The 25,171-nt window shown below is 66.7% G+C and carries 21 protein-coding genes; 11 read left to right on the top strand and 10 right to left on the bottom strand.

The features are described 5' to 3' along the window. Positions 1-23: 23 nt before the first annotated feature. Together dbpA and ACUVWL_RS08790 are read right to left on the bottom strand one after the other, a co-directional pair. Positions 24-1,400 carry an ATP-dependent RNA helicase DbpA gene (gene dbpA, locus ACUVWL_RS08795; protein WP_032960452.1) on the bottom strand — a complete coding sequence of 459 codons (1,377 nt, stop codon included), beginning with the start codon at positions 1,398-1,400 and terminating at the stop codon, positions 24-26. A gap of 184 nt (positions 1,401-1,584) precedes the next feature. After that, complete coding sequence (locus ACUVWL_RS08790) at positions 1,585-2,664, bottom strand: YeiH family protein (protein ID WP_445979095.1); 1,080 nt, start codon at positions 2,662-2,664, stop codon at positions 1,585-1,587. 101 nt (positions 2,665-2,765) lie between these two features. Here ACUVWL_RS08790 and ACUVWL_RS08785 point away from each other — a divergent pair, with 101 nt between their 5' ends. After that, positions 2,766-3,641, top strand: coding sequence for a LysR family transcriptional regulator (locus ACUVWL_RS08785; protein WP_445979094.1), 876 nt, complete (start codon positions 2,766-2,768; stop codon positions 3,639-3,641). Between the two features lie 356 nt (positions 3,642-3,997). Further along, positions 3,998-5,881 carry an ATP-binding cassette domain-containing protein gene (locus tag ACUVWL_RS08780; RefSeq protein ID WP_014646841.1) on the top strand — a complete coding sequence of 628 codons (1,884 nt, stop codon included), beginning with the start codon at positions 3,998-4,000 and terminating at the stop codon, positions 5,879-5,881. 154 nt (positions 5,882-6,035) lie between these two features. Here ACUVWL_RS08780 and ACUVWL_RS08775 read toward each other — a convergent pair whose 3' ends face one another. Together ACUVWL_RS08775 and ACUVWL_RS08770 are read right to left on the bottom strand one after the other, a co-directional pair. Next, positions 6,036-6,497, bottom strand: coding sequence for a c-type cytochrome (locus ACUVWL_RS08775; RefSeq protein WP_005416218.1), 462 nt, complete (start codon positions 6,495-6,497; stop codon positions 6,036-6,038). Positions 6,498-6,506: 9 nt separating this feature from the next. Next, positions 6,507-6,896, bottom strand: a complete 390-nt coding sequence (locus ACUVWL_RS08770; protein ID WP_014646842.1) for a c-type cytochrome — start codon at positions 6,894-6,896, stop codon at positions 6,507-6,509. Between the two features lie 205 nt (positions 6,897-7,101). Between ACUVWL_RS08770 and ACUVWL_RS08765 the strand changes: the two genes are divergently transcribed. Genes ACUVWL_RS08765 through ACUVWL_RS08755 form a run of 3 tightly spaced genes read left to right on the top strand, consistent with a single transcriptional unit; the run spans position 7,102 to position 14,848 of the window. Beyond that, positions 7,102-8,247, top strand: coding sequence for an efflux RND transporter periplasmic adaptor subunit (locus tag ACUVWL_RS08765; protein ID WP_014036886.1), 1,146 nt, complete (start codon positions 7,102-7,104; stop codon positions 8,245-8,247). Next, positions 8,244-11,765 carry an efflux RND transporter permease subunit gene (locus ACUVWL_RS08760; protein ID WP_445979093.1) on the top strand — a complete coding sequence of 1,174 codons (3,522 nt, stop codon included), beginning with the start codon at positions 8,244-8,246 and terminating at the stop codon, positions 11,763-11,765. The genes ACUVWL_RS08765 and ACUVWL_RS08760 overlap by 4 nt, the downstream gene beginning before the upstream one ends. Further along, positions 11,762-14,848, top strand: coding sequence for an efflux RND transporter permease subunit (locus tag ACUVWL_RS08755; RefSeq protein WP_014646844.1), 3,087 nt, complete (start codon positions 11,762-11,764; stop codon positions 14,846-14,848). Before ACUVWL_RS08760 ends, ACUVWL_RS08755 begins: the two co-directional genes overlap by 4 nt. A 135-nt stretch (positions 14,849-14,983) precedes the next feature. Here ACUVWL_RS08755 and ACUVWL_RS08750 read toward each other — a convergent pair whose 3' ends face one another. The 6 genes from ACUVWL_RS08750 to ykgO form a co-directional block, all read right to left on the bottom strand. After that, a complete protein-coding gene (locus ACUVWL_RS08750) occupies positions 14,984-16,204 on the bottom strand; it encodes a TraB/GumN family protein (protein ID WP_014646845.1) in 1,221 nt (406 codons plus the stop codon). A 4-nt stretch (positions 16,205-16,208) separates the two neighbouring features. After that, positions 16,209-16,739 carry a GNAT family N-acetyltransferase gene (locus ACUVWL_RS08745; RefSeq protein WP_069117148.1) on the bottom strand — a complete coding sequence of 177 codons (531 nt, stop codon included), beginning with the start codon at positions 16,737-16,739 and terminating at the stop codon, positions 16,209-16,211. A 14-nt stretch (positions 16,740-16,753) separates the two neighbouring features. Continuing rightward, on the bottom strand, positions 16,754-17,641 hold the full coding sequence (locus ACUVWL_RS08740) for a carbon-nitrogen hydrolase (RefSeq protein ID WP_014646847.1): 888 nt from the start codon (positions 17,639-17,641) through the stop codon (positions 16,754-16,756). Between the two features lie 160 nt (positions 17,642-17,801). Beyond that, positions 17,802-18,839 carry an agmatine deiminase family protein gene (locus ACUVWL_RS08735; protein ID WP_014646848.1) on the bottom strand — a complete coding sequence of 346 codons (1,038 nt, stop codon included), beginning with the start codon at positions 18,837-18,839 and terminating at the stop codon, positions 17,802-17,804. Positions 18,840-18,878: 39 nt separating this feature from the next. Next, entirely contained in the window at positions 18,879-19,178 is a 300-nt protein-coding gene (locus ACUVWL_RS08730; protein ID WP_227837998.1) for a hypothetical protein, read from the bottom strand. 175 nt (positions 19,179-19,353) lie between these two features. Beyond that, positions 19,354-19,479, bottom strand: coding sequence for a type B 50S ribosomal protein L36 (ykgO, locus tag ACUVWL_RS08725; RefSeq protein WP_005409283.1), 126 nt, complete (start codon positions 19,477-19,479; stop codon positions 19,354-19,356). Between the two features lie 197 nt (positions 19,480-19,676). Between ykgO and cmk the strand changes: the two genes are divergently transcribed. From cmk to ACUVWL_RS08695, 6 genes are all read left to right on the top strand, one after another. Beyond that, on the top strand, positions 19,677-20,354 hold the full coding sequence (gene cmk, locus ACUVWL_RS08720) for a (d)CMP kinase (RefSeq protein ID WP_014036894.1): 678 nt from the start codon (positions 19,677-19,679) through the stop codon (positions 20,352-20,354). A gap of 198 nt (positions 20,355-20,552) precedes the next feature. After that, entirely contained in the window at positions 20,553-22,238 is a 1,686-nt protein-coding gene (gene rpsA / locus ACUVWL_RS08715; protein ID WP_005416230.1) for a 30S ribosomal protein S1, read from the top strand. 87 nt (positions 22,239-22,325) lie between these two features. Continuing rightward, positions 22,326-22,631 carry an integration host factor subunit beta gene (locus ACUVWL_RS08710; protein ID WP_005409286.1) on the top strand — a complete coding sequence of 102 codons (306 nt, stop codon included), beginning with the start codon at positions 22,326-22,328 and terminating at the stop codon, positions 22,629-22,631. A gap of 77 nt (positions 22,632-22,708) precedes the next feature. Beyond that, positions 22,709-22,993 carry a LapA family protein gene (locus ACUVWL_RS08705; RefSeq protein ID WP_014646849.1) on the top strand — a complete coding sequence of 95 codons (285 nt, stop codon included), beginning with the start codon at positions 22,709-22,711 and terminating at the stop codon, positions 22,991-22,993. Between the two features lie 6 nt (positions 22,994-22,999). Then, entirely contained in the window at positions 23,000-24,178 is a 1,179-nt protein-coding gene (lapB, locus tag ACUVWL_RS08700) for a lipopolysaccharide assembly protein LapB (protein WP_014646850.1), read from the top strand. Positions 24,179-24,181: 3 nt separating this feature from the next. Beyond that, positions 24,182-25,171 (top strand): MraY family glycosyltransferase, encoded by a 990-nt coding sequence (locus tag ACUVWL_RS08695; protein ID WP_046430191.1) that lies wholly within the window; start codon positions 24,182-24,184, stop codon positions 25,169-25,171.

Raw genomic sequence — 25,171 nt, 5'->3', positions numbered from 1 at the left:
CGTAGTTGGCAACGCTGCTTCAATCACATCATCCGCACGCGGAAACGACGGCCCTTGATCTTGCCGGCTTCCAGCTTGGCCACGGCCTTGTTGGCCTGCTCACGCGCGATCGCCACATAGGAGCGGGTCGGGAAGATCGCGATCTTGCCGATGAACTTGCTCGACAGGCCGGCATCACCGGTCAGCGCACCGAGGATGTCGCCCGGGCGCAGCTTGTCGGTCTTGCCACCGTCGATGCGCAGCGTGCGCATCGCGGCCTGCGGCAGTTCGGCCGGGCGCGAGGTTGCCAGCGGCGTCTTCTGCCAGTCCAGCGGCTGCCCCATCTGCGCTTCGATGGCGTCGGCGCGGGTCTTCTCGCGGCCGGCCACCAGGCTGATCGCCAGGCCGCTGGCACCGGCGCGCCCGGTACGGCCCACGCGGTGCTGGTAGCTCTCCACGTCGGTCGGCAGTTCGTAGTTGATCACCGCCGCCAGCTCTTCCACGTCCAGGCCGCGCGCGGCGACGTCGCTGGCGACCAGCACGTTGCAGCTGCGGTTGGCCAGCAGCAACAGCACTTCCTCGCGGTCGCGCTGCTCCATGTCGCCGTGCAGGGCCAGTGCGGAGAAGCCGAACTGCTGCAGCGAGTTGGCCACTTCGTCCACGTCCTTGCGGGTGTTGCAGAACACGACCGCCGATTCCGGCGTGTACTTCAGCAGCAGGCCGGCCAGCGCCTTCTGGCGATGCGCCGGTTCCACCTCGCAGAACAGGTGGCGGATGGCCGGTGCCTGGTCGGCGCCTTCCACGGTCACTTCCACCGCGTCGCGCAGCAGGTCACGCGCCATGGCGCGGATGCTGTCGGGGAAGGTGGCGGAGAACAGCAGGCTCTGGCGGTCCCTATGGGTGCGGCCGGCGATCTCGCGGATCGGCTCCTCGAAGCCCATGTCGAGCATGCGGTCGGCCTCGTCCAGCACCAGCGTGCGCACCGCGCCCAGGTTCAGCGCGCGCTTGCGTGCCAGCTCCTGCACGCGGCCGGGCGTGCCGACCACCACATGCGGATCGTGGCCTTCAAGCGAGGCCAGCTGCGGGCCCAGCGGCACGCCGCCCACCAGCAGCAACAGCTTCAGGTTGGGGATGCCGGTGGCCAGCTTGCGGATCTGCTTGCCGACCTGGTCGGCCAGTTCGCGGGTCGGGCACAGCACCAGCGCCTGCACGCGGATCAGGCTGGGGTCGATGGACTGCAGCAGGCCAAGGCCGAAGGCGGCGGTCTTGCCGCTGCCGGTGGGTGCCTGTGCGATCACATCACGGCCATCGAGGATGGCCGGCAGGCTCTGCGCCTGCACGGGGGTGAGGGTGGTGTAGCCGAGGGCATCCAGGCCGGGCTGCAGGGCCGGGCTCAGCGGCAGGGTCGAGAAGTCAGTCATGGCGCATTGTACCTGCCTGCGCGGCCGGTCCCGCCTGATCGGATGGGGTCGAATCCCTTTCCGCAGGAAAGGGCTCCGACCCCATCGGAGTCGTCATCCACGCAGGGCGTGAATATACCCGGGGGGCGTCCACGCATGGCGTGGATCTACGGGTGGATGCCGACCTGGGTCGGCACGCTCCTGCTCAGCCAAGCACCGCCAGTACACCCTGATGGATCGCCAGGCCACCGAACAGCAGCCAGGCGAACAGGATCAGCGCCAGCAGCAGCGGCTTCAGCCCGGCCTGGCGCAGCGCCGAGACGTGGGTGGTCAGGCCCAGCGCGGCCATCGCCATCGCCAGCAGCACGGTATCCAGCTGCACCAGCCCCGCCTGCAGGCCCGCCGGCAGCAGATGCAGCGAGTTGAACCCGGCCACCGCCACGAAACCAAAAGCGAACCACGGCACCACGATGCGCGCCTTGCTGCCGTCGGCGCTGGCCTTGCCGCCACGCGCCAGCCACAGCGACAGCGCGACCAGGAACGGCGCCAGCAGCATCACCCGCACCATCTTGGTGATCACCGCCGTGTCGGCCGCTGCTTCGTTGACCGCGCGGCCTGCCGCCACCACCTGTGCCACTTCATGCACCGTCGCACCGGTGAACAGGCCGTACTGCCGCGCGTCCATTGCCAGCCAGCCGTGCGATTGCACCAGTGCATACAACGCCGGGTAAAGGAACATCGCCAGCGTGCCGAACACCACCACCGTAGAGACCGCGACGGTGACCTGCGCAGCGCGGCCGCGCACCACCGGCTCGGCGGCCATCACCGCCGCCGCGCCGCAGATCGCGCTGCCGGCGCCGATCAGCATCGCCGCTTCGCGCTCCATCTTGAACACGCGCATGCCCAGCCAGCAGGCCAGCCCGAAGGTGCTGGCGACCACCAGCACGTCCATCAGCACGCCGGCCACGCCGACGTGGCCGATGTCCTGGAAGGTCAGGCGCAGGCCGTACAGCACGATGCCGGCGCGCAACAGCCAGTGCTTGGAGAAGCCGACACCGGCCGCGCTGCTCGGCGCCAGCCGCGGGTAAAGGGTGTTGCCGACCACGATGCCGGAGACGATGGCCACGGTCAGCGCGCTCAGGCCATGCGCCTGGAGCCAGGGAAGCTCGGCCAGGTACAGCGACGCCGCCGCGATCAGGCCCACCAGCAGCAGGCCGGGCAGGCGAGGCTGCCAGCGTTGGCGCAGGGCGGGCAGGGACCAGGAGGAGAGAGCGGTGGCGTTCATGGCGCGACAGGACTGGAGTGATGGGCCAAGCGTGCGCCTGTGTCACTGACCTGTAAAACGAATAATATGGGTGAAACCTACCTATAAAGCGGGTACATTCGATGCGCCTGACCTTGCGCCAGCTGCAGGTCTTCGTCGCCATCGCCGACCATGGCACCACCACTGCCGCCGGCCAGGCCGTCGCGCTCTCGCAGTCGGCCAGCAGCGCCGCCCTGCAGGAGCTGGAGGCGCACTTCGGCACCCCGCTGTTCGACCGCATCGGCCGCCGCCTGGCGCTGAACGGGCACGGCCGCGCGCTGCTGGAGCCGGCGCGCACCTTGCTGGTCAACGCCGCCGATCTGGAGCGGCAGCTGGCCGCCGGCGGCGACCCGTCGCAGGGCGCACCGCTACGGCTGGTGCTGGCCGCCAGTACCACCATCGGCAACTACCTGCTGCCGCCACGCATCGCCGAACTGCTGCGGCAGGCGCCGCAGGCCGAGGTCGATCTGCGCATCGACAACAGTGCCGGCGTGGTCGCCGCGGTACAGCGCCTGGACGTCGACGCCGGCCTGATCGAAGGCCCGTGCCATGAGCGTGGCCTGCAGGTGACCGCCTGGCAGCAGGACCCACTGGTGATCGTGGCTGCCGCCGATGCCCGCGCACGCTGGTCGCTGGATGAACTGCGCCGAGCACGCTGGCTGCTGCGTGAGCCTGGCTCCGGCACCCGCGAAGCCGTGGAACAGGCCCTGCTGCCGCACCTGCGTGGCTTCGCGCAGACCCTGCAGCTGGGCAATACCGAAGCGATCAAGCAGGCCGCCATCGCCGGCCTCGGCCTGGCCTGCCTGTCGCGCCACGCGCTGGAAGAGCCGCTGGCCCTGGGCCGCCTGCGCGTGCTCGAGACTCCGCTGCCGGCCCTGCAGCGCACCCTGTGGCTGGTGCGCCACCCCGGCAAGCAATGGCTGTCGGGGTTGCAGGCGTTGCTGGGGGAGGTGGGGTAGACATCAGATTTCCAGTCGATTCCATCCATCGACCCTTCTTGTAGCGCTCATCCACGCATGGCGTGGATCTACCGTGTCGACCAAGGTCGACACCCACCAGAGCAGAATGTAGTTCCGACAGATTGCAGGAATCTATCGAAGGCGGGATGGGTCCGGTTGCGGGGGTGTCCGCGGCATGGATGCCGCGGCCAAGCCCCCAGGGACGGGTTTACGGCGTCCCCCGCGACCGGACCCATCCCGCCATCCCACAGGAAACCAGCTTTTGACGTTGCCGTTGAGGTTGCCGGCCAGCGGCCGGCACTACCGCGGGTGCCGGGTGCAACCCGGCCGACGCCCCCAACCCGTACAATATCCGGATGCCTCTGATTACTCTGCAGAACGTCGACTTCAGCGTCGGCGGCCCGTTGTTGCTGGAAAAGGCCGAACTGTCGATCGAGCCGGGCGAACGCATCGCCCTGATCGGCCGCAACGGCGCCGGCAAATCCACCCTGCTCAAGCTGCTGTCGGGCGACCACAAGCCCGATGACGGCGAAGTCCGCGTGCAGCAGGGCGTGCGCGTCACCCGCCTGGAGCAGGAAGTGCCACACGGCGCAGCCGGCTCGGTGTTCGACGTCGTTGCCGATGGCCTCGGTGAACTGGGCCAGTGGCTGGCCGAGTTCCACCATCTCAGCCATGCCGAGGTCTTCGATGGTGAAGCCCTCGGCAATGTGCAGGCCAAGATCGATGCCGCCAACGGCTGGGGCCTGGACCAGCGTGTCAGCGAAACGCTGACCAAGCTCGACCTGGACGGCGATGCCGAATTCGGCCGCCTGTCCGGCGGCATGAAGCGCCGCGTGCTGCTGGCCCGTGCACTGGTCTCCAGCCCGGACGTGCTGCTGCTGGACGAACCGACCAACCACCTGGACATCGAAGCCATCGACTGGCTCGAAGCGTTCCTGAAGGGCTGGAGCGGCAGCGTGGTGTTCGTCACCCATGACCGCCGCTTCCTGCGTGCGCTGGCCACCCGCATCGTCGAGATCGACCGCGGCCAGGTGACCAGCTGGCCGGGCGACTGGGCCAACTACGAGCGCCGCCGCGAGGAACGCCTCAACGCGCAGGCGCAGGAAAATGCCCGCTTCGACAAGCTGCTGGCGCAGGAAGAAGTCTGGATCCGCCAAGGCATCAAGGCGCGCCGTACCCGCGACGAAGGCCGCGTGCGCCGCCTCAAGGCGATGCGCACCGAACGCTCGCAGCGCCGCGACCTCAGCGGTAACGTCAAGATGGAAGCTGCGCAGGGCGTCAGCTCCGGCAAGAAGGTCATCGACGTCAAGGACATTTCGTTCGCCTTCGGCGAGCGCACCATGGTCCGCGATTTCACCACCACCATCCTGCGTGGCGACCGCATCGGCCTGATCGGCCCCAACGGCAGCGGCAAGACCACGCTGCTGAAGCTGCTGCTGGGCGAACTGCAGCCGGCCAAGGGTGAGGTCAATGCGGGCACCAACCTGCAGATCGCCTATTTCGACCAGTACCGCGCGGTGCTGCGCGAAGACTGGAGCGCGATCGAGAACGTGGCCGAAGGCCGCGATTTCCTCGAGTTCAACGGCAAGCGCAAGCACGTGCATGCCTACCTGCAGGACTTCATGTTCACCCCCGAGCGCGCGCGTGCGCCGATCACCCGCCTGTCCGGTGGCGAGCGCAACCGCCTGCTGCTGGCCAAGCTGTTCGCGCAGCCGTCCAACCTGCTGGTGATGGACGAACCGACCAACGACCTCGACGTGGAAACCCTGGAGCTGCTGGAAGAGCTGCTGGGCGAGTACACCGGTACGCTGCTGCTGGTCAGCCACGACCGTGACTTCATCGACAACGTGGTGACCTCCACGCTGGTGATGGAAGGCGACGGCGTGATCGGCGAGTACGTCGGTGGCTACAGCGACTGGCAGCGCTATGCGGCCAGCGTGGCTGCGCCTGCCGCGGCCCCGGCTGCCAAGCCGGCGACTGCTGCACCGGCCGCTGCTGCGGCCGCGACTCCCGCAGCCCCCAAGCGCAAGCTGGCGTACAAGGAAGCGCGCGAGCTGGAGCAGCTGCCAAAGACCATCGAGAAGCTGGAAGGCGATGTCGAAGGGCTGACCTCGGCGATGAACGACCCATCGTTCTACACCCGCAGCAGTGCTGAAGTGACGGCGCACACCCAGCAGCTGGCCAAGGTGCAGGCCGAACTGGATGCCGCTTACGCGCGCTGGGAAGAGCTGGAAGGCTGAGCGTTGACCGGCGCCAGCGATCGCGCCGATTGATGTAGAGCCGAGCCCACGCTCGGCTCAGCAGATCCACGCCATGCGTGGATATCCGGAATCTGTGCGGACCAACGGTCCGCACCTACCAACCGACGGTCCGCACCGACCGGGGGGCCGGCCGTCATTTGACCCCGTGCAGATCCCGCAGCTGGCTCGGCCGGCTGCCGAAGTACGCCGCCAGATCGGCGATGTCCTGATCACTCAGGTCCTTCGCCTGCGGCGTCATCAGCGCATGCTGGCGGTCACCGGCGCGGTAGGCCTGCAGCGCGTGCGCCAGGTAGTCACCGTACTGCCCACCCAGTTTCGGATAGGTCGGATCGATCGGCGCATTGCCGTCGGCCCCATGGCAGTCGATGCAGCTCTGGTTGGTGGCCTTGCCCTTCACCTTGGCGCGGGCTTCACCGGCGGCCTCGCGGCCAGCGGGCAGGCCGGCGGAGGACGATGAACCGTGCTCGCCGCTGGCATGGCCCGGGTCGGCGGCCGATTTTTCGCTGTTTTCCACCTGCGACTGTGAGCAGGCGGCCAGCAGCAGGGCAACGGACAGGGCGATGGCGTGACGCATCGGATGCGCGGCTTTCGACATGGGCGGGCCTTACTTGACGGTGGACAGGTAAACAGAGAGATCGGCGATCTCCTGTTCGCTGAAACTCATCGACTGCGCCTGCATCGTCGGATGCCGGCGCTTGCCCTGGCGGTACTCGGTCAGGGCCTGGGCCAGATACTGCTGGGTCTGGCCGCCGATCTTCGGCACCCGGTAACTGGGGTAGGCGTTCTTGTAGCCGGTGATCCCGTGGCAGCCTTGGCAGGTGTAGGCCAGGACGCGGCCATTGTCGAAGTTGCCGGTGGGTGCGGCAGGCGCTGGCGCAACGGCGGGAGCCGGGGCCGGGGCGGGTGTGGCAGGAGCAGGAGCGGGCTGTGCGGCGGCCCCAAGGGGCAGGAGGACGGCCAGAGCGAGACAAGCGGCGAGCGGCTGCGGGCGCATGGTGTCGTTTCCGGGGATTCGGGTCTGGTCGTTCCGGCGTGGGGTACGGAACGACCCGAGTATAGCCTCAGGTTTCATCTAGCTGAAATGGGGTCGGGCCGACCGGCGGCGTGAAGGCACCATGACCTTTGGGATATGGTGTTGCCGTGAAGTGGTGCATTACTTTGCTACCACACCTGTCCACGCATCCTTCAGGGACCCGACGATGTCGCACCCAACCTTCCTGTCCGGCCGTCGCAGCGGAATCTGCGCTGCCGCACTGCTGATCTCCACCTCCCTGCTGCTGGGCGGTTGCGCCGCAGGGCCCAATTCCGAAGCCAAGGCTGCCGAAACCAAGGAGGAGAAGAAGGTCGACGCAGTCCCGGTCGAAGTGGCGGTGGCCAGCCATCGTGCCGTCGCGGCCAGCTACACCGGCACGGCCGCGCTGGAACCACGCGCCGAGTCGCAGGTGGTCGCCAAGACCTCCGGCGTGGCGCTGGCGGTGCTGGTCGAGGAAGGGCAGCGGGTCACCGCCGGCCAACCGCTGGTGCGGCTGGACCCGGATCGTGCACGGCTGGCCGTTGCACAGAGCGAAGCGCAGATGCGCAAGCTGGAAAACAATTACCAGCGCGCACAGAAGCTGGTCGGCCAGCAGATGGTCAGCGCCGCCGATGTCGACCAGCTGCGCTACGACCTGGAAAACGTCCGCGCGCAGTACCGGCTGGCCACGCTGGAGCTGTCCTACACCACGGTGGTGGCGCCGATCTCCGGCGTGATCGCATCGCGCTCGATCAAGACCGGCAACTTCGTGCAGATCAACACGCCGATCTTCCGCATCGTCGACAACTCGCGGCTGGAAGCCACCCTCAACGTGCCCGAGCGTGAACTGGCCACCCTGCGCGCCGGCCAGCCGGTGACGCTGGCGGCCGACGCGCTGCCGGGGCAGAGCTTCACCGGCACCGTTGATCGCATCGCGCCGGTGGTGGATTCGGGCAGCGGCACGTTTCGCGTGGTCAGCGCCTTCGACGGCGCCGCACACGCGCTGCAGCCCGGCATGTTCGGTCGCATCCGCATCGACTACGACCAGCGTGCCGATGCGCTGGTCGTACCGCGCCTGGCGTTGCTCGACGACGGTGAGCCGGCGGTGTTCCGCGTGCGCGAAGGCAAGGTCGCACGCGTTCCGGTCAAGCTGGGTTACGCCGAGGGCCCGTGGGTGGAGATCCGTGATGGCCTGGCGGCCGGTGATCAGGTGGTCACCGCCGGCAAGGTCGCCCTGCGCGACGGCACCACGGTGCAGGTGATTGCCGATCCGAAGGCGAAGACGGTCGCTGCGGCCGCCAAGCCCGCAGACAAGGCCGGGAGCAAGCAATGACCGCCCCGGGCCACGACCACGGTGCCTCGCCGGCGAGCGACGGCGCCGCCGCCGGCATGCGCGGCGGCCTGGTGGAGTTTGCCACCCGCCGCCGCGTGACCATCGCCATGTGCACGGTCACGCTGCTGCTGTTCGGCCTGATCGCGCTGGGCAATCTCAAGGTCAACCTGCTGCCCGACCTGAGCTACCCGACGCTGACCGTGCGCACCGAATACACCGGTGCAGCGCCGACTGAAATCGAAACCCTGATCACCCAGCCGGTCGAAGAAGCGGTCGGCGTGGTCAAGAACCTGCGCAAGCTGAAGTCGGTCTCGCGCACCGGCCAGAGCGACGTGGTGCTGGAATTCGCCTGGGGCACCAACATGGACCAGGCCAGCCTGGAGGTGCGCGACAAGATGGAAGCGCTGAACCTGCCGCTGGAGGCCAAGGCCCCGGTGCTGCTGCGCTTCAATCCGTCAACCGAGCCGATCATGCGCCTGGTGCTGTCGAACAAGACGGCGCCGACCAGCGATGCCGATGCGGTGCGCGAGCTGACCGGCCTGCGCCGCTATGCCGATGAAGACCTCAAGAAGAAGCTGGAGCCGGTCACCGGTGTGGCGGCAGTGAAGGTGGGCGGCGGCCTGGAGGACGAGATCCAGGTCGACATCGACCAGCAGAAGCTTGCCCAGCTGAACCTGCCGATCGACACCGTCATCAAGCGCCTGAAGGACGAGAACATCAACATTTCCGGCGGCCGCCTGGAGGAGGGCTCGCAGCGCTTCCTGGTGCGTACCGTCAACCAGTTCGCCGACCTGGAGGAGATCCGCAACCTGCTGGTGACCACCCAGGCCGCCAATGGCAGCGCGGCGGACTCGGCGCTGCAGCAGATGTTCAACATCGCCGCGTCGACCGGTTCGGCGGCCGCCATCGCGGCGGCGTCGGCGGCACAGAGCGCATCGTCCGGCGGTGGCTCCAGCGTGGTTGCCAACGGCGTGCCGGTGCGCCTGAAGGACGTGGCCACCGTGCGCCAGGGCTACAAGGAGCGCGAAGCGATCATCCGCCTGGGCGGCAAGGAGTCGGTCGAGCTGGCCATCTACAAGGAAGGCGACGCCAACACCGTGTCCACCGCTGAAGCGCTGCGAAAGCGCCTGGAGCAGATCAAGGGCACGTTCCCGTCCGATGTCCAGCTGACCACCATCGAGGACCAGTCGCGCTTCATCGAGCACGCCATCGCCGACGTCAAGAAGGATGCCGTGATCGGCGGCCTGCTGGCGATCCTGATCATCTTCCTGTTCCTGCGCGATGGCTGGAGTACGTTCGTGATCAGCCTGTCGTTGCCGGTCTCGATCATCGCCACGTTCTTCTTCATGGGCCAGCTCGGCCTGAGCTTGAACGTGATGTCGCTGGGTGGCCTGGCATTGGCCACCGGCCTGGTGGTGGATGACTCGATCGTGGTGCTGGAGAGCATCGCCAAGGCCCGTGAGCGTGGCCTGGGCATCCTGCAGGCGGCGATCGCCGGCACCCGTGAAGTGAGCATGGCCGTGGTCGCCTCGACCCTGACCACCATCGCGGTGTTCCTGCCGCTGGTGTTCGTCGATGGCATCGCCGGGCAGCTGTTCCGCGACCAGGCGCTGACCGTGGCGATCGCCATCGCGATCTCGCTGCTGGTGTCGATGACCCTGATCCCGATGCTGAGCTCGCTGAAGGGGCGGCCGCCGCTGGCGTTCCCGGAAGAGGCGCCGAACGCAGCATGGCAGCCGCAGAAGCGTTGGCAGAAGCCGGTTGCACTGGGCCGCCGTGGCGTGCTCGCCAGCGTGCGCTGGAGCTTCTATGCGCTGGCCTGGCTCGTGGTGCGCCTGTGGCGCGGCGTGGTGGCGGTGGTCGGCCCGGTGATGCGCAAGGCCAGCGACCTGGCGATGAAGCCCTATGCAGGCGCCGAGCGAGGCTACCTGCGCCTGCTGCCGAGTGCGCTGGCGCATCCCGGCAAGGTGCTGGGCGTGGCAGCCATCATTTTCGTGGCGACCATGGCGCTGGTGCCGATGCTTGGCGCCGACCTGATCCCGCAGCTGGCGCAGGACCGTTTCGAAATGACGGTGAAGCTGCCGGCCGGCACGCCGCTCAAGCAGACCGATGCACTGGTGCGCGAGCTGCAGCTGGCGCATGGCAAGGGCGAAGGCGTGGCCTCGCTGTATGGCGTCAGTGGCAGCGGCACCCGGCTGGATGCCAGCCCGACCGAAAGTGGCGAGAACATCGGCAAGCTGACCGTGGTGATGGAAGGTGGCGGCAATGCGCACACTGAAGCGGCGATCACCGAGCGCCTGCGCGGCACCATGAGCCAGCACCCGGGTGCCCAGGTCGACTTCGCGCGGCCGGCGTTGTTCAGCTTTTCCACGCCGCTGGAAATCGAACTGCGCGGGCAGGACATGGCGACCCTGGAAGTGGCCGGCCAGCGCCTGGCGGCGATGCTGCGCGGCAACGCCCACTACGCCGACGTGAAGTCGACGGTGGAAGAGGGCTTCCCGGAAATCCAGATCCGCTTCGACCAGGAGCGCGCCGGTGCGCTGGGCCTGACCACCCGCCAGATCGCCGACGTGGTGGTGAAGAAGGTGCGTGGCGACGTCGCCACCCGCTACAGCTTCCGTGACCGCAAGATCGACGTGCTGGTGCGCGCCCAGGAAGGTGACCGCGCCAGCGTGGAGAGCATCCGCCGGCTGATCGTCAATCCGGGCAGCACCCGCCCGGTGACCCTGGACGCGGTGGCCGACGTGGTCGCCACCACCGGCCCCAGCGAGATCCATCGTGCCGACCAGACCCGGGTGGCGGTGGTGTCGGCCAACCTGCGCGACATCGACCTGGGCGCCGCCATGCGCGAAGTGCAGCAGATGGTGGCCGAACAGCCGCTGGGCGCAGGCGTGGGCCTGCACATCGGTGGCCAGGGCGAGGAGCTGGCGCAGGCGGCGAAGTCGCTGATCTTCGCCTTCGGCCTGGCGATCTTCCTGGTCTACCTGGTGATGGCCTCGCAGTTCGAATCCCTGCTGCACCCGTTCGTGATCCTGTTCACCATCCCGCTGGCGCTGGTCGGCGCGATCCTGGCGCTGATGCTGACCGGAAAGCCCATCTCGGTGGTGGTGTTCATCGGCCTGATCCTGCTGGTCGGCCTGGTCACCAAGAACGCGATCATCCTGATCGACAAGGTCAACCAGCTGCGCGAGGCCGGCGTGGCCAAGCATGAGGCGCTGGTGGAGGGTGCGCGTTCCCGCCTGCGCCCGATCATCATGACCACGCTGTGCACGCTGTTCGGCTTCCTGCCGCTGGCGGTGGCGATGGGCGAGGGCGCCGAAGTGCGTGCACCGATGGCGATCACCGTGATCGGTGGCCTGCTGGTGTCGACGCTGCTGACGCTGCTGGTGATCCCGGTGGTGTACGACCTGATGGATCGTCGCGGCGACACCTACTACCGTGAGCGCGGCCGCAAGCACGCCGGTGAGGGCCTGCATGGCGACGAGGGCGGCACAGCGGGTGTGGAGGAACCGGCATGAGTGTTGCCGAGTTCTCCATCCGCCGTCCGGTCACCACCATCATGTGTTTCGTGTCGCTGGTGGTGATCGGCCTGATCGCTTCGTTCCGGCTGCCGTTGGAGGCGCTGCCGGACATCTCCGCGCCGTTCCTGTTCGTGCAGATTCCCTACACCGGCTCGACCCCGGAAGAAGTGGAACGGACCATCATCCGTCCGGTCGAGGAATCGCTGGCGACGATGACCGGCATCAAGCGCATGCGCTCGTCGGCCACCTCCGAGGCGGCGCTGATCTACATCGAGTTCAGCGACTGGGACCGCGACATCGCCATTGCCGCGTCGGACGCGCGCGAGCGTATCGACGCGATCCGCAGCGACCTGCCCGACGACCTGCAGCGCTACAACGTGTTCAAGTGGTCCAGCAGCGACCAGCCCGTGCTGAAGGTGCGGCTGGCCAGCACCACCGACCTGACCACCGCCTATGACATGCTCGATCGTGAGTTCAAGCGGCGCATCGAGCGTATTCCCGGTGTGGCCCGCGTCGATATCACCGGTGCGCCGCCGAACGAGGTGGAGATCGCCATCGATCCGAACCGGCTCAACGCGCATGGGTTGAGCATCAACGAGCTGAGCGAGCGCCTGCGCACGCTGAACTTCTCGATCTCGGCCGGGCAGATCGACGACAACGGCCAGCGCGTGCGCGTGCAGCCGGTAGGCGAGATCACCGACCTTCAGGAGATGCGCGACCTGGTGATCAACGCCAAGGGACTGCGCCTGGGTGATATCGCCGATGTCCGCCTGAAGCCGGCGCGGATGAACTACGGGCGCCGCCTGGACGGCAACCCGGCGGTGGGCCTGGACATCTTCAAGGAACGCAGCGCCAACTTGGTGGACGTTTCGCGTGCGGCGCTGGCCGAAGTCGAGGCGATCCGCGCGCAGCCGTCGATGCGCGACGTGCAGATCAAGGTGATCGACAACCAGGGCAAGGCAGTGACGTCCTCGCTGCTGGAGCTGGCCGAGGCCGGCGCGGTCGGCCTGATCCTGTCGGTCACCGTGCTGTTCTTCTTCCTGCGCCATTGGCCGTCGACGCTGATGGTGACGCTGGCCATTCCGATCTGCTTCACCATCACCCTCGGCTTCATGTACTTCGTCGGGGTGACACTCAACATCCTGACCATGATGGGCCTGCTGCTGGCCGTCGGCATGCTGGTCGACAATGCAGTGGTGGTGGTGGAGAGCATCTACCAGGAGCGCGAGCGCATGCCGGGGCAGCCACGGCTGGCCTCGATCATCGGCACCCGCAACGTGGCCATCGCGCTCAGCGCCGGCACGCTGTGCCACTGCATCGTGTTCGTGCCGAACCTGTTCGGCGAGACCAACAACATCAGCATCTTCATGGCGCAGATCGCGATCACCATCTCGGTCTCGCTGCTGGCCTCGTGGCTGGTGGCGGTCAGCCTGATCCCGATGCTGTCCGCGCGCATGGCCACGCCCAAGCTGGTGCACTCGCAGACCGGCCTGATCGCGCGCCTGCAGCGACGCTATGCGCAGCTGCTGGACTGGTCACTGCATCACCGCGGTTGGAGCCTGCTCGGCATCCTGCTCGTGGTGCTGGTCAGCCTGGTGCCGATGAAGCTGACCAAGGTCGACATGTTCGGTGGTGAGGGTGGCAAGGACATCTTCATCGGCTACATGTGGAAGGGCGCCTACACCTACCGCCAGATGTCCGAGGAAGTGGCGCGGGTGGAGAACTGGATCGACCAGAACCGCGAGCGCCTGCACGTGAAGCAGGTGTATTCCTGGTACAGCGAGCAGGAAGGTAGCTCCACGGTGGTCACCCTGGACGAAAAATACGCCAAGGACATCAAGTCGCTGCAGGAGGAACTGCGCAAGGGCCTGCCGAAGTCGGCACGCACCGATTACTTCGTCGGCAACCAGGGCGGCGATGGCGGTGGCGGCAGCAACCAGGGCGTGCAGGTGCAGCTGGTGGGTGATTCCAGCTCGATGCTGCAGGAGATCGGCCAGGAAGTGGTGCCGTTGCTGGCGCAGCGTGCCGAGCTGCGTGACGTGCGCATCGACAACGGCGAGAAGGGCGGCGAGCTGAAGGTGCGCGTCGACCGCGAGCGTGCCGCAGCGTTCGGCTTCAATGCCGAGCAGGTGGCCAGCTTCGTCGGCCTGGCGCTGCGCGGCGCGCCGATGCGCGAGTTCCGCCGCGGTGACAACGAAGTGCCGGTGTGGGTGCGCTTTGCCGGCGCCGAGCAGAGCAGCCCGGAAGACCTGGCCGGTTTCAGCGTGCGCACCGGCGATGGCCGCAGCGTGCCGCTGCTGAGCCTGGTCACCGTGGACGTTGGTTCGTCGGCCACCCAGATCGGCCGCACCAACCGCCAGACCACGTTGACCATCAAGGCCAACCTGGCCGAGAAGGTCACCGCGCCGGACGGGCGCAAGGCGATCGAAGCCGTGCTCAAGCCGATGAACTTCCCGGCCGGCTATGGCTTCACCTTCGACGGCGGCGACTACGGCAACGACGACGAGGCCATGCAGCAGATGGTGTTCAACCTGCTGATCGCACTGGTGATGATCTACGTGGTGATGGCGGCGGTGTTCGAGTCGCTGCTGTTCCCGGCGGCGATCATGAGCGGAGTGCTGTTCTCGATCTTCGGCGTGTTCTGGCTGTTCTGGATCACCGGCACCTCGTTCGGGATCATGTCCTTCATCGGCATCCTGGTGCTGATGGGCGTGGTGGTGAACAACGGCATCGTGATGATCGAGCACATCAACAACCTGCGGCGCAGCGGCATGGGCCGCACCCAGGCGCTGGTGGAAGGCTCACGCGAACGCCTGCGCCCGATCATGATGACCATGGGCACGGCGATCCTGGCGATGATCCCGATCTCGCTGACCGATACGCAGATGTTCGGCAATGGCCCGGAGTATTCGCCGATGGCGCGCGCGATTGCGGGCGGCCTGGCGTTCTCGACGGTGGTCAGCCTGCTGTTCCTGCCGACGATCTATGCGGTGCTCGATGACCTGCGCAATGCCGTGACGCGGTTGATCCGCCGTGCACGCGGGCTGGAGAGGATGGAGCCGGGCGCTGCCCGGCTGTAATGCGCGCCAACGTGTTGTGGTGTGGGGGAGGCCGGTCGTAGTGGGGCGGTCTCCCCCTTTTTTTCTGCTCGCCGCGTCGCGGCGTCGCCCGAGCATGGGCTCGGGCGCTACAGATTCTGTGGCCGGTTGAGAGGCTTACCCCGCCACCTTGCCCCACACCTTGAAGGTGGTCAGCCACAGGCCGAGCATGCTGCCGATGTTGGTCAGCATGAAGGTCAGCACCACGCGGGTAACGCGATTGCGGTACCAGCCCTTCAGGCTCTGCGCATCGTCGCGCAGCTTCAGGAAGTCTTCGTAGGCCGGCTTGCGCAGGCGCGCTTCCACCAGCGCCGAGAATGCGCCGGTCGGGATGCTCAGGCGGAACGGCTTGAACGGGGCCACCGCGATCGCGGTAAGAATGCTCAGCGGGTGACCGCCTGCCAGCAGGCAGCCCAGGCCCGCCAGGCCGCCGGTATACATTGCCCAGGTCGCCAGCAGCTCGGTGCCCACGCCCAGGCCGCCGCGGTAGAAGCCCACACCGATGCCGGTCGCCACGATCGCCAGGATGCCGAGCGTGAACCACGGGATGTTGCGCTTCTTCGGCACCGCCTCCAGCTCGGCGCGCAGCGGCGCCGGTGCCTCGGTATCGGTTTCCAGGTAGCGCGCCAGCCCGGCCAGGTGACCGGCACCGACCACCGCCAGCACTTCACGCTGCTGCGGGGTGTGCTCCTCGCGCAGGCGCGTGGCCATGTAGCGGTCGCGCTCGCCGATGATGGTTTCGTACAGCGCCGGGCTCTCGCTGGCGAACTCACCGAAGCTCGATTCCAGCATGTCGCCCTGCTTGAGCTTTTCGATCTCGTTCTCGCCCACTTCCTCGGACGAGAACAGGCCGGCGCCCAGCCCGGCAACCAGCTTCAGCTTGCCGAAGAACCCAAGCCGCTGCGACGCCCGGCGGAAGGTCAGGCCGACCTCGCGGTCGATCAGGTGCACCGGCAGGTCGCGTTCGCGCGCCAGTTCCACCGCGCGTTTCAGTTCCGCGCCTGGCTCGATGTCGAGCTGTTCGGCCAGGCGGCGCTGGTAGGCGGACAGGGCCAGGTTGGCGGCGAACAGGGCGACGCGGCCCTTGCGGATCACCTCGACTAGGTCGAGCTTGGCCAGCGTGTCCGGGTCGCTCAGCGCCTGCAGGCGCTGCGGGTCCAGCTCGACGGCAACCGCATCGAAGCGGCCGCTGTCGATGGCTTTTTCCACGGCCTCGACGCTGGCGCGGGAGACGTGGGCGGTGCCCAGCAGGGTGTAGCGCACGCCGTCGCGTTCGACGACGCGCACCGGCTGGCCGGCGAACAGGTCGTCACCGGTCTCGGGAAGGGTTTCGGTCATGGGTTCATTCATTGGAAGGTGCGGTGTCGGCGCCATCGCCGAGCGCGCGCTGCATCTGCACGGTGTCCAGCCAGCGGCCATGCTTGCGGCCGAGGCCACGGAACACGCCCACCAGTTCGAAGCCGAAGCGTTCGTGCAGCTTGATTGAAGCAGTGTTGGTCGGCTCGCCGATCACCGCCACCATCTGCCGGTAGCCACGTGCGATGCAGGCGTTGATCAACGCCTGCAGCAGGCCGGTGCCGACGCCCTGGCCCTGGAAGCGGGCATCGACGTAGACCGAGTTCTCAACGGTCCACTGGTAGGCGACGCGGGTGCGGTAGGTGTTGGCGTAGGCATAGCCGGCGACCTGGCCGTCGATCTCGGCGACCAGGTAGGGGAAGCCGCGATCGACGATGTCGCGCATGCGGCGCAGCATCTCGGTCGCGTCCGGAATGTCGTACTCGTAGGTGTTGACGAAGTCAGTCACTTCCACCGCATAGATCGCGGTGATCGCGTCGATGTCGGCCGGGCCGGCATCACGGATGAGGACGGCCATGCGCGGGCTCCGGCTCAGTCGATGTAGCGCTTGAGCAGGTCGCCGTAGGCATCGATGCGGCGATCACGCAGGAACGGCCAGATGCGGCGCACGTGCTCGCTGCGCTGCAGGTCGACGTCGCACAGCAGCACGGTGGCCTCGGTGCCGGCCTCGGCCAGGAACTCGCCCTGCGGGCCCAGCACGTGGCTGTTGCCCCAGAACTGGATGCCCGACGCGCCCAGCGGCGAGGCCTCGTGGCCGACGCGGTTGCAGCTCAGCACCGGCAGGCCGTTGGCCACCGCATGGCCGCGATGGCTCAGCACCCAGGCGTCGCGCTGGCGGGTCTTCTCGTCCTGCACGTCGTCCGGATCCCAGCCGATCGCAGTCGGATACAGCAGCAGCTCGGCGCCGGCCAGCGCCATCAGGCGCGCCGCTTCCGGGTACCACTGGTCCCAGCACACCAGCACGCCCAGGCGGCCCACCGAGGTATCGATCGGCTTGAAGCCGATGTCGCCCGGGGTGAAGTAGAACTTCTCGTAGAAGCCCGGGTCGTCCGGGATATGCATCTTGCGGTACTTGCCGAGCAGCGTACCGTCCTTCTCGAACACCACGGCGGTGTTGTGGTACAGCCCGGCAGCGCGGCGCTCGAACAGCGAGCCGACCAGCACCACGCCATGCTTCTTCGCCAGCGCGCCAAGGCGCTCGGTGCTCGGGCCCGGAATCGGCTCGGCCAGGTCGAACTCGTCCACCGATTCGTGCTGGCAGAAGTACGGGCCGTTATGCAGTTCCTGCAGCAGCACCAGCTTGGCACCCTGCGCAGCCGCCTCGGCCACGCGTGCTTCGATCACCGCCAGGTTGGCGGCGGCATCACCGTGGTTGCGCTCCTGGATCAGGGCGACGGTAAGGGGGCTGCGCGAGTTCATGCGGGGCGTTCCTGCGGGGGAAAACCAGCATGTTAGCGCGGATGGGCGGCGACGGCGTGTCGCGCGCTGAATGGCGCAGCGGGTAGTGCCGGCCGCTGGCCGGCAATCCCGTGGATCCATCAGGCATTGCAGGGTTGCCGGCCAGCGGCCGGCACGACCGTTACGCCTTCAACAGCCCGGCCGGCAGCTGCATGGTGATGCAGTGCAGGCTGCCGTTCTGCCAGATCAGCGAGCGGCAGGGCACCTGCACGATCTCTCGGCCCGGGTGCGCCTGTGCCAGCACGTCGCGGGCCAGGTCATCGGCCGGGTCGCCATAGGCCGGCATCAGCACCGCGCCATTGACGATCAGGTAGTTGGCGTACGAGGCAGCCAGGCGACGGCCTTCGTCGATCACCGGCCGGGCCCACGGCAGCGGGAACAGGCGGTACGGCTGGCCATCCCTGGTGCGTAGCGCGGCCAGCTCATTGCCCATCGCCTGCAGTTCGGCGTAATGCGAGTCGCTCTCGTCGTCGCAGGCCTGGTAGACGATGCTGTCAGCGGAGGCGAAGCGGGCGAGGGTATCGATGTGCGCGTCGGTGTCGTCGCCTTCCAGGTAGCCGTGGTCCAGCCACAGCACGCGGTCCTGCTGCAGCCAGTCGGCCAGGTCGGCGCTCAGGCTGGCGCGGTCGCGGTCCGGGTGGCGCTCGTGCAGGCACTTCCAGGTGGTCAGCAGGGTGCCTTCACCGTCGGTCTCGATGCCGCCGCCTTCCAGCGCGAACGGAATGCTGCGGACCGGAGCATCGTTGAATACGCCGGCCTGGTCGAGCACGCCCACCAGCTGGTCATCCAGGGTGGCGTCGAACTTGCCGCCCCAGCCGGTGAAGCGGAAATCCAGCAGCTGGAAGCCGCCGTCGGCACGGCGCAGGGTGATCGGGCCGGAGTCGCGCAGCCAGGTATCGTCGTAGGCCGCCGTGGTGAAGTGGACCTTGTCCATGTCGATGCGGTTGGAGCGCAGTCGCATCTCGGCGTAGGTCTCCACATCGTCGTCGGCCACGCAGATCAGCACCGGCTGGAAGCGGGTGATGGCCGCGACCAGGGCGATGTAGGTCTCTTCCACCTGGCCCAGGCGGTCGGCCCAGTCGGTATCGGCGGTGGGCCAGGCAATCAGGACGCCGCTCTGGGCTTCCCATTCGGCAGGAAAACGAAGGGTCTGGTTCATGGTCTCGCTACACAGGCCCGCCCACGGCGGGTAATGGGATCAACGGATCGGCGGTTTCGGGCCGATTTCGTTCGGGTCCGCCTGGTTGGCCACCACGTCGATCACCTTCTGCTTCTCGAAGTAGACGGTGAACTGCGGGTACACCCAGCGGTTGATGGTCGGCCATTGCCGCTTCTGCCCGCCACGCGGCTGCAGCTGCTCGCTGGGCGCGCCGAACTGCGCCTGCACCTGCTGCATGCTCTGGCCGCGCACGGGCAGGGCACCGGCCGGCTTCTCGCGGGCGCGGTCGACAAGCAGGGTATCGGCCAGTGCCGGTGTGGCGGCGGCCAGGGTGGCCATCACGGCCAGGGCGGACAGGTAACGCTTCATCTCGATCTACTCCCCAGTGGTCAAGAAAGGCGATTACAGCAAAAACGGCAGGAAAAAGCCGCATAAACAAAAAACCGCCCGAAGGCGGTTTCTTGCATCGGGTCGGCCCCGCGTAGGGCCAGCCGCAGCCGGAAGGCTGTGAGGCTTAGCGCTGACGCGCCTTGAAACGCGGGTTCGACTTGCAGATGACGAAGATCTTGCCACGACGACGCACGACCTTGCAGTCACGGTGACGGGCCTTCGCCGACTTCAGGGAGGACAGGACTTTCATGGCATACCTCGGCGTAAACAGTAGTTGTTCGGGTGGAGCGTGGCCGCGATATGCGAAAGACAATCGGCAGTTGACGCTCGTTCAAGCCCGCCATTCTACCGGGCTTTTCCTCGTGGTTTCAAGTGGTTGCACAAAAGATCCCGCTGGGGGCGTCTGGCAGGGGCTAGAATGGCCTCTTCACACGCTCTGGGACCCCCATGAATCCACTCGCTCCCGTCCTGACCATCGACGGCCCATCCGGGGCCGGCAAGGGTACCATCAGCCGCATCATCGCGCGCCGGATGGGCTGGCATTACCTGGATTCGGGCGCGCTGTACCGGGCGGTGGGCGTGGCCGCAAGCTGGGCCGACATCGATACCTCCGACGCCTCGGCGCTGGTGCGTTGCACCTTCGACACCCACGTTCAGTTTGTCGAGCAGGGCGATGCCATGCGGGTCATGGTCAACGGCACCGATGCCACCGACGAGCTGCGCCTGGAGACCACCGGTGCGCTGGCCTCGGCCATTGCCGCCATTCCCGAGGTCCGCGCCGCCCTGAAGGAGCGCCAGCGCGCATTCAGGGAGCTGCCGGGCTTGGTCGCCGACGGCCGCGACATGGGCACGGTGATCTTCCCGGACGCCTCCTACAAGGTCTTCCTGACCGCCAGTGCCGAGGAGCGCGCCGAGCGCCGGCATAAGCAGTTGAAAGACAAGGGGGTTTCTGTTAACTTTGATGACCTCCTGCGCGAGATCATGGCCCGCGACGCCCGTGATGCCCAGCGTACCGTGGCGCCCCTGAAGCCGGCAGACGATGCTGTCCTCATCGACACCACAGGCATCGGCATCGATGATGTCGTTGCCAGAGTGATGGATCTGCTTCCGGTTCCGGCTGCCTGATCCGTTCGCGCGGGAGCGCTGCCAGCAGCATCGGCGGTGGTCGCGCATAGCAGTGCTGTACCAGCTCCGCCGCGCAATGATGCGTGGCGGTTTTCCTACTACACACGACCTGCGTTTCCGGGGTCGACCAACAGGCGGGCGGTCGCCATTCCCCTGAAGGGGACGCCACCGACCCATGTGTCCAACAGAGTAAATCTAATGACCGAATCATTTGCCGAACTGTTTGAAGCCAGCCAGGCCAATCTGGCCAAGCTGAAGCCGGGCGCCATCGTCAGCGGTACCGTTGTTGAAGTCCGCGGCGACGTCGTGGTGATCAACGCTGGCCTGAAGTCCGAAGGCATCGTGCCGATCGAACAGTTCCGTAACGACGCTGGCGAAATCGACGTCGCCGAAGGCGACATCGTCAAGGTCGCCCTCGACTCGATCGAGAACGGCTTCGGCGAAACCGTCCTGTCGCGCGAGAAGGCCAAGCGCGCGATGGTGTGGGACGAGCTGGAAGAAGCGTTGGAAAAGAACGAAACCATCACCGGCCGCATCAGCGGCAAGGTCAAGGGTGGTTTCACCGTGGACATCAAGGATGTCCGCGCCTTCCTGCCGGGTTCCCTGGTCGATGTGCGCCCGGTGCGCGATCCGGCCTACCTGGAAGGCAAGGAACTCGAGTTCAAGCTCATCAAGCTGGACCGCAAGCGTAACAACGTCGTGGTCTCGCGCCGCGCTGTCGTCGAAAGCGAGCACTCGGAAGAGCGCGAGCAGCTGATGGACAAGCTGCAGGAAGGCGCGATCCTGAAGGGTGTCGTCAAGAACCTGACCGATTACGGCGCGTTCGTGGACCTGGGCGGTATCGACGGCCTGCTGCACATCACCGACATGGCGTGGAAGCGCGTGCGTCACCCGTCGGAAGTCGTGAACGTCGGCGACGAGCTGGACGTCCGCGTGCTGAAGTTCGACCGCGAGCGCAACCGCGTTTCGCTGGGCCTGAAGCAGCTGGGCGAGGATCCGTGGGACAACATCGGCCGTCGTTACCCGGCCAACAGCCGCGTCTTCGGCAAGGTCTCCAACGTCACCGATTACGGTGCGTTCGTTGAGATCGAGCCGGGCGTCGAAGGCCTGGTGCACGTCTCGGAGATGGATTGGACCAACAAGAACGTCAACCCGTCCAAGGTTGTCCAGGTTGGTGATGAAGTCGAAGTGATGGTGCTGGACGTCGATGAAGAGCGTCGCCGTATCTCGCTGGGCATGAAGCAGGTTGCCGCCAATCCGTGGGAAACCTTCGCTGCCACCCACAAGAAGGGTGACAAGGTGTCGGGCCAGATCAAGTCGATCACCGACTTCGGCATCTTCATCGGCCTGGACGGCGGCATCGACGGCCTGGTCCACCTGTCCGACATCAGCTGGAACACCACCGGCGAAGACGTCGTTCGCAACTTCAAGAAGGGCGATACCCTGGACGCCGTCGTCCTGGCTGTCGATCCGGAGCGCGAGCGCATCTCCCTGGGCGTGAAGCAGCTGGAGCAGGATCCGTTCGGCCAGTACATGGCTGCCAATCCGAAGGGCTCCAAGGTTGAAGGCGTGGTGAAGGAAGTCGACGCCAAGGGCGCGATCATCGAGCTGGCTGACGGCATCGAAGGTTACGTCTCGGCCCGCGACATCGCCAACGAGCGCGTTGACGACGCCACCCAGCACCTGAAGGTCGGCGACAAGGTCGAAGCCAAGTTCGTGGGCATGGACCGCAAGGGCCGTACCCTGCAGCTGTCGATCAAGGCCAAGGACGACGCGGAAATGCGCGAAGTGCTGGAGGAATACCAGTCCTCTTCGGCTTCCAGCGGCACCACCCAGCTGGGCGCGCTGCTGCGTGCACAGCTGAACGGCAACAAGTCCGAGTAATCGGCCTTACGCTGTTCGTTGTTTCCTGGACGGCCCGGGCATTGCCCGGGCCGTTTCAGGCTGAGATGCCCCTGATGTGAGCCGGTAATGACCAAATCCGAACTGATCGAAATCCTTGCGCGCCGCCAGGCGCACCTGAAGGCCGATGATGTCGATCTGGCGGTGAAGTCGTTGCTGGAAATGATGGGCGGATCGCTGTCCGCCGGGGATCGCATCGAAATCCGTGGATTTGGCAGCTTCTCACTGCACTATCGTCCGCCGCGCCTGGGTCGCAACCCGAAGACCGGCGAATCGGTTGCCCTGCCGGGCAAGCATGTCCCCCATTTCAAGCCGGGCAAGGAACTGCGCGAGCGGGTCAGCAGTGTGCTGCCGCTGGACGCCGATCCGGCCTGAGCCTTCCGTCGCGCCACCGCGTGCGAATCCAGCCGCGAGTCGGATAAGCTACGGACTCCTGCCACTGGAGCTGTCGCATGAAGGTTTTTCGTCTGCTGGTCCTGCTGGCGGTACTCATTCTTGGGTTGATCATCGGTGCCATGAACATGGACGAGATGACCATCAACCTGCTGTTCACCCAGCTTAAGACCTCGGTCGGCGTGGCCATCATTGCCGCGTTGCTGATCGGCGTCATCGTTGGCGCTGGCCTGGTGCTGGTGAGCGTGGTCATTCCGCTCTACAGCCAGCTGCGCCGCGCCAACAAGTCCGCTGCCGCCACGCCGGCACCGGTTGCTTCCCCTCAATCTTTTGATGGACGCTGATCGAAGATGGATTTCGTCACCGAGTGGTTCTGGTTCTTCCTGTTCGTTCCGCTGGCCGCCCTGGCTGGGTGGGTGATCGGGCGGCGCGGTGGTCAACGCCACGGTGACAGCCAGGTCAGCCGCCTGTCGAGCACCTATTTCCGTGGCCTGAACTACCTGCTCAACGAGCAGCCGGACAAGGCCATCGAGCTGTTCCTGCACATCGCCGAGCTGGACAAGGAAACCTTCGAGACCCAGGTCGCGCTGGGCCACCTGTTCCGCCGCCGCGGCGAAGTCGACCGCGCCATCCGCCTGCACCAGGGCCTGGTCAACCGCCACGACCTCAGTGATGCACAGCGCGTGCAGGCCCTGCTGGCGCTGGGCGAGGACTACATGAAGTCCGGCCTGCTGGACCGTGCCGAGACCGTGTTCACCGAGCTGGCGCAGCTGGATCAGCGCGCACCGCAGGCGCTCAAGCACCTGATCGGCATCTACCAGGCCGAGCGCGACTGGGAAAAGGCGATCGACAACGCGACCCGTTTCGAGGACGTCACCGGCGAGCCGATGGGCAAGCTGATCGGACAGTTCGAATGCGAACTGGCCGAACGTTTCCGTGGCGCCGGCAAGCTGGAAGAGGCGAGGGCAGCGATCGCCCGCGCCTACCAGGCCGACGCGATGTCGGTGCGCGCCGGCATCATCGAGGGCCGGCTGGAAACCGACGCGGGCAATCCAGAGGCCGCCGTGCGCGCCTTCGAGCGCGCCGCGCGCAACGACCCCGAATACCTGCCGGAACTGCTGCCGGCACTGATGCAGAACTATCGCAGGGTCGGCGATCTGGCAGGTGCACGCGCGTTCCTGTCGGAGATGACCGAGCACTACCGCGGCATCGCCCCGGTATTGGCGCTGACCCGGTTGATGGAAGAGCAGGAAGGTGTGGCGCCGGCCCGTGCCTACCTCGGTCGCCAGCTCAAGGATCGCCCGTCGGTACGTGGCGAATCCGCGCTGATCGATCTGACCCTCGCCGAGGGAGCCGATTCCACCGCCACCCTGCATGACCTCAAGCACATCACCGACCAGCTGCTGGTGCGCAACCCGGCCTATCGCTGCACGCGCTGCGGCTTCGGTGCGCGTACCCACCACTGGCAGTGCCCGAGCTGCAAGGAGTGGGGGACGGTCAAGCCGCTGCTGAACTACGCGGTGCTCTGATCCATGCCCTGGCTTGTGATGGGCGCGCTGCTGGGGCTCGCCCTGCTCAGTGCGTTGCTGACCTGGGCTGCGCGGGGCTATGCACTGCGCCAGCAGTTGATGGACCAGCCGGGCGAGCGTCGCAGCCATAGCGTTGCCACCCCGCGCGGTGGCGGCATCGCCATCGTCATCAGCCTGCTGGTGACCGCCGGCGTGGCCATCTGGGCCTGGCCCGAAAGCACGCCGACGGTGCTGGTGGCCAGCCTTGGGCTGGTGCTGGTGGCCGGTATCGGCTGGTGGGACGACCACAAGCCCCTGCCGGCGATGCGTCGCCTGCTGGTGCATTTCATCGCCGCAGCGCTGTTGGCCGGCCTGGTCAAGGTGAATGGTGGCAGCTGGCTGTTGGCGGTGCTGGTGCTGCTGTTCACCGCGTCGCTGATCAACATCTGGAACTTCATGGACGGCATCAATGGCATCGCCGCCAGCCAGGCCGTTGTGGCGATGCTGGGGCTGGCGCCGGTACTGCCGTGGCCCTATTCACTGGCCGCCGTGGCGCTGGGCCTGGCCTGCCTTGGATTCCTGCCGTTCAACTTCCCTCGCGCCCGGATCTTCATGGGCGATGTTGGAAGCGGCGCGCTGGGGTATGCGGTCGCAGTGGTGCTGGCGATCGCCAGCGTGCGTACCGATATCAACTGGATCCTGCTGCTGGTACCGGTTTCGCCGTTCCTCGTGGACGCGGGCTTCACACTGCTGGCGCGCATCATTTCCGGACAACGCTGGATGGAACCCCATACCCAGCATGTCTACCAGCGCGCGGTGCAGGCAGGAGCCAGTCACCCGCAGGTGACAGGGATGTACTTTGCTTTGGGTCTGTTCAGTATTACAGTGTTCAATGTCTGCTCCAATTTGCAGCCGAGGTGGGAGGCTGTCGTGGCGATCGCGTGGTTCATCGCGCTGAGCGTCCTCTGGCTCCTCCTGCGCAATGGAATGCGCCACCGACAAGGAATTACCTGA

Source organism: Stenotrophomonas muris (assembly GCF_052751275.1).
The sequence above is the reverse complement of the archived record's forward strand: the minus strand, read 5'-3'. Positions and strand labels throughout refer to the sequence as shown.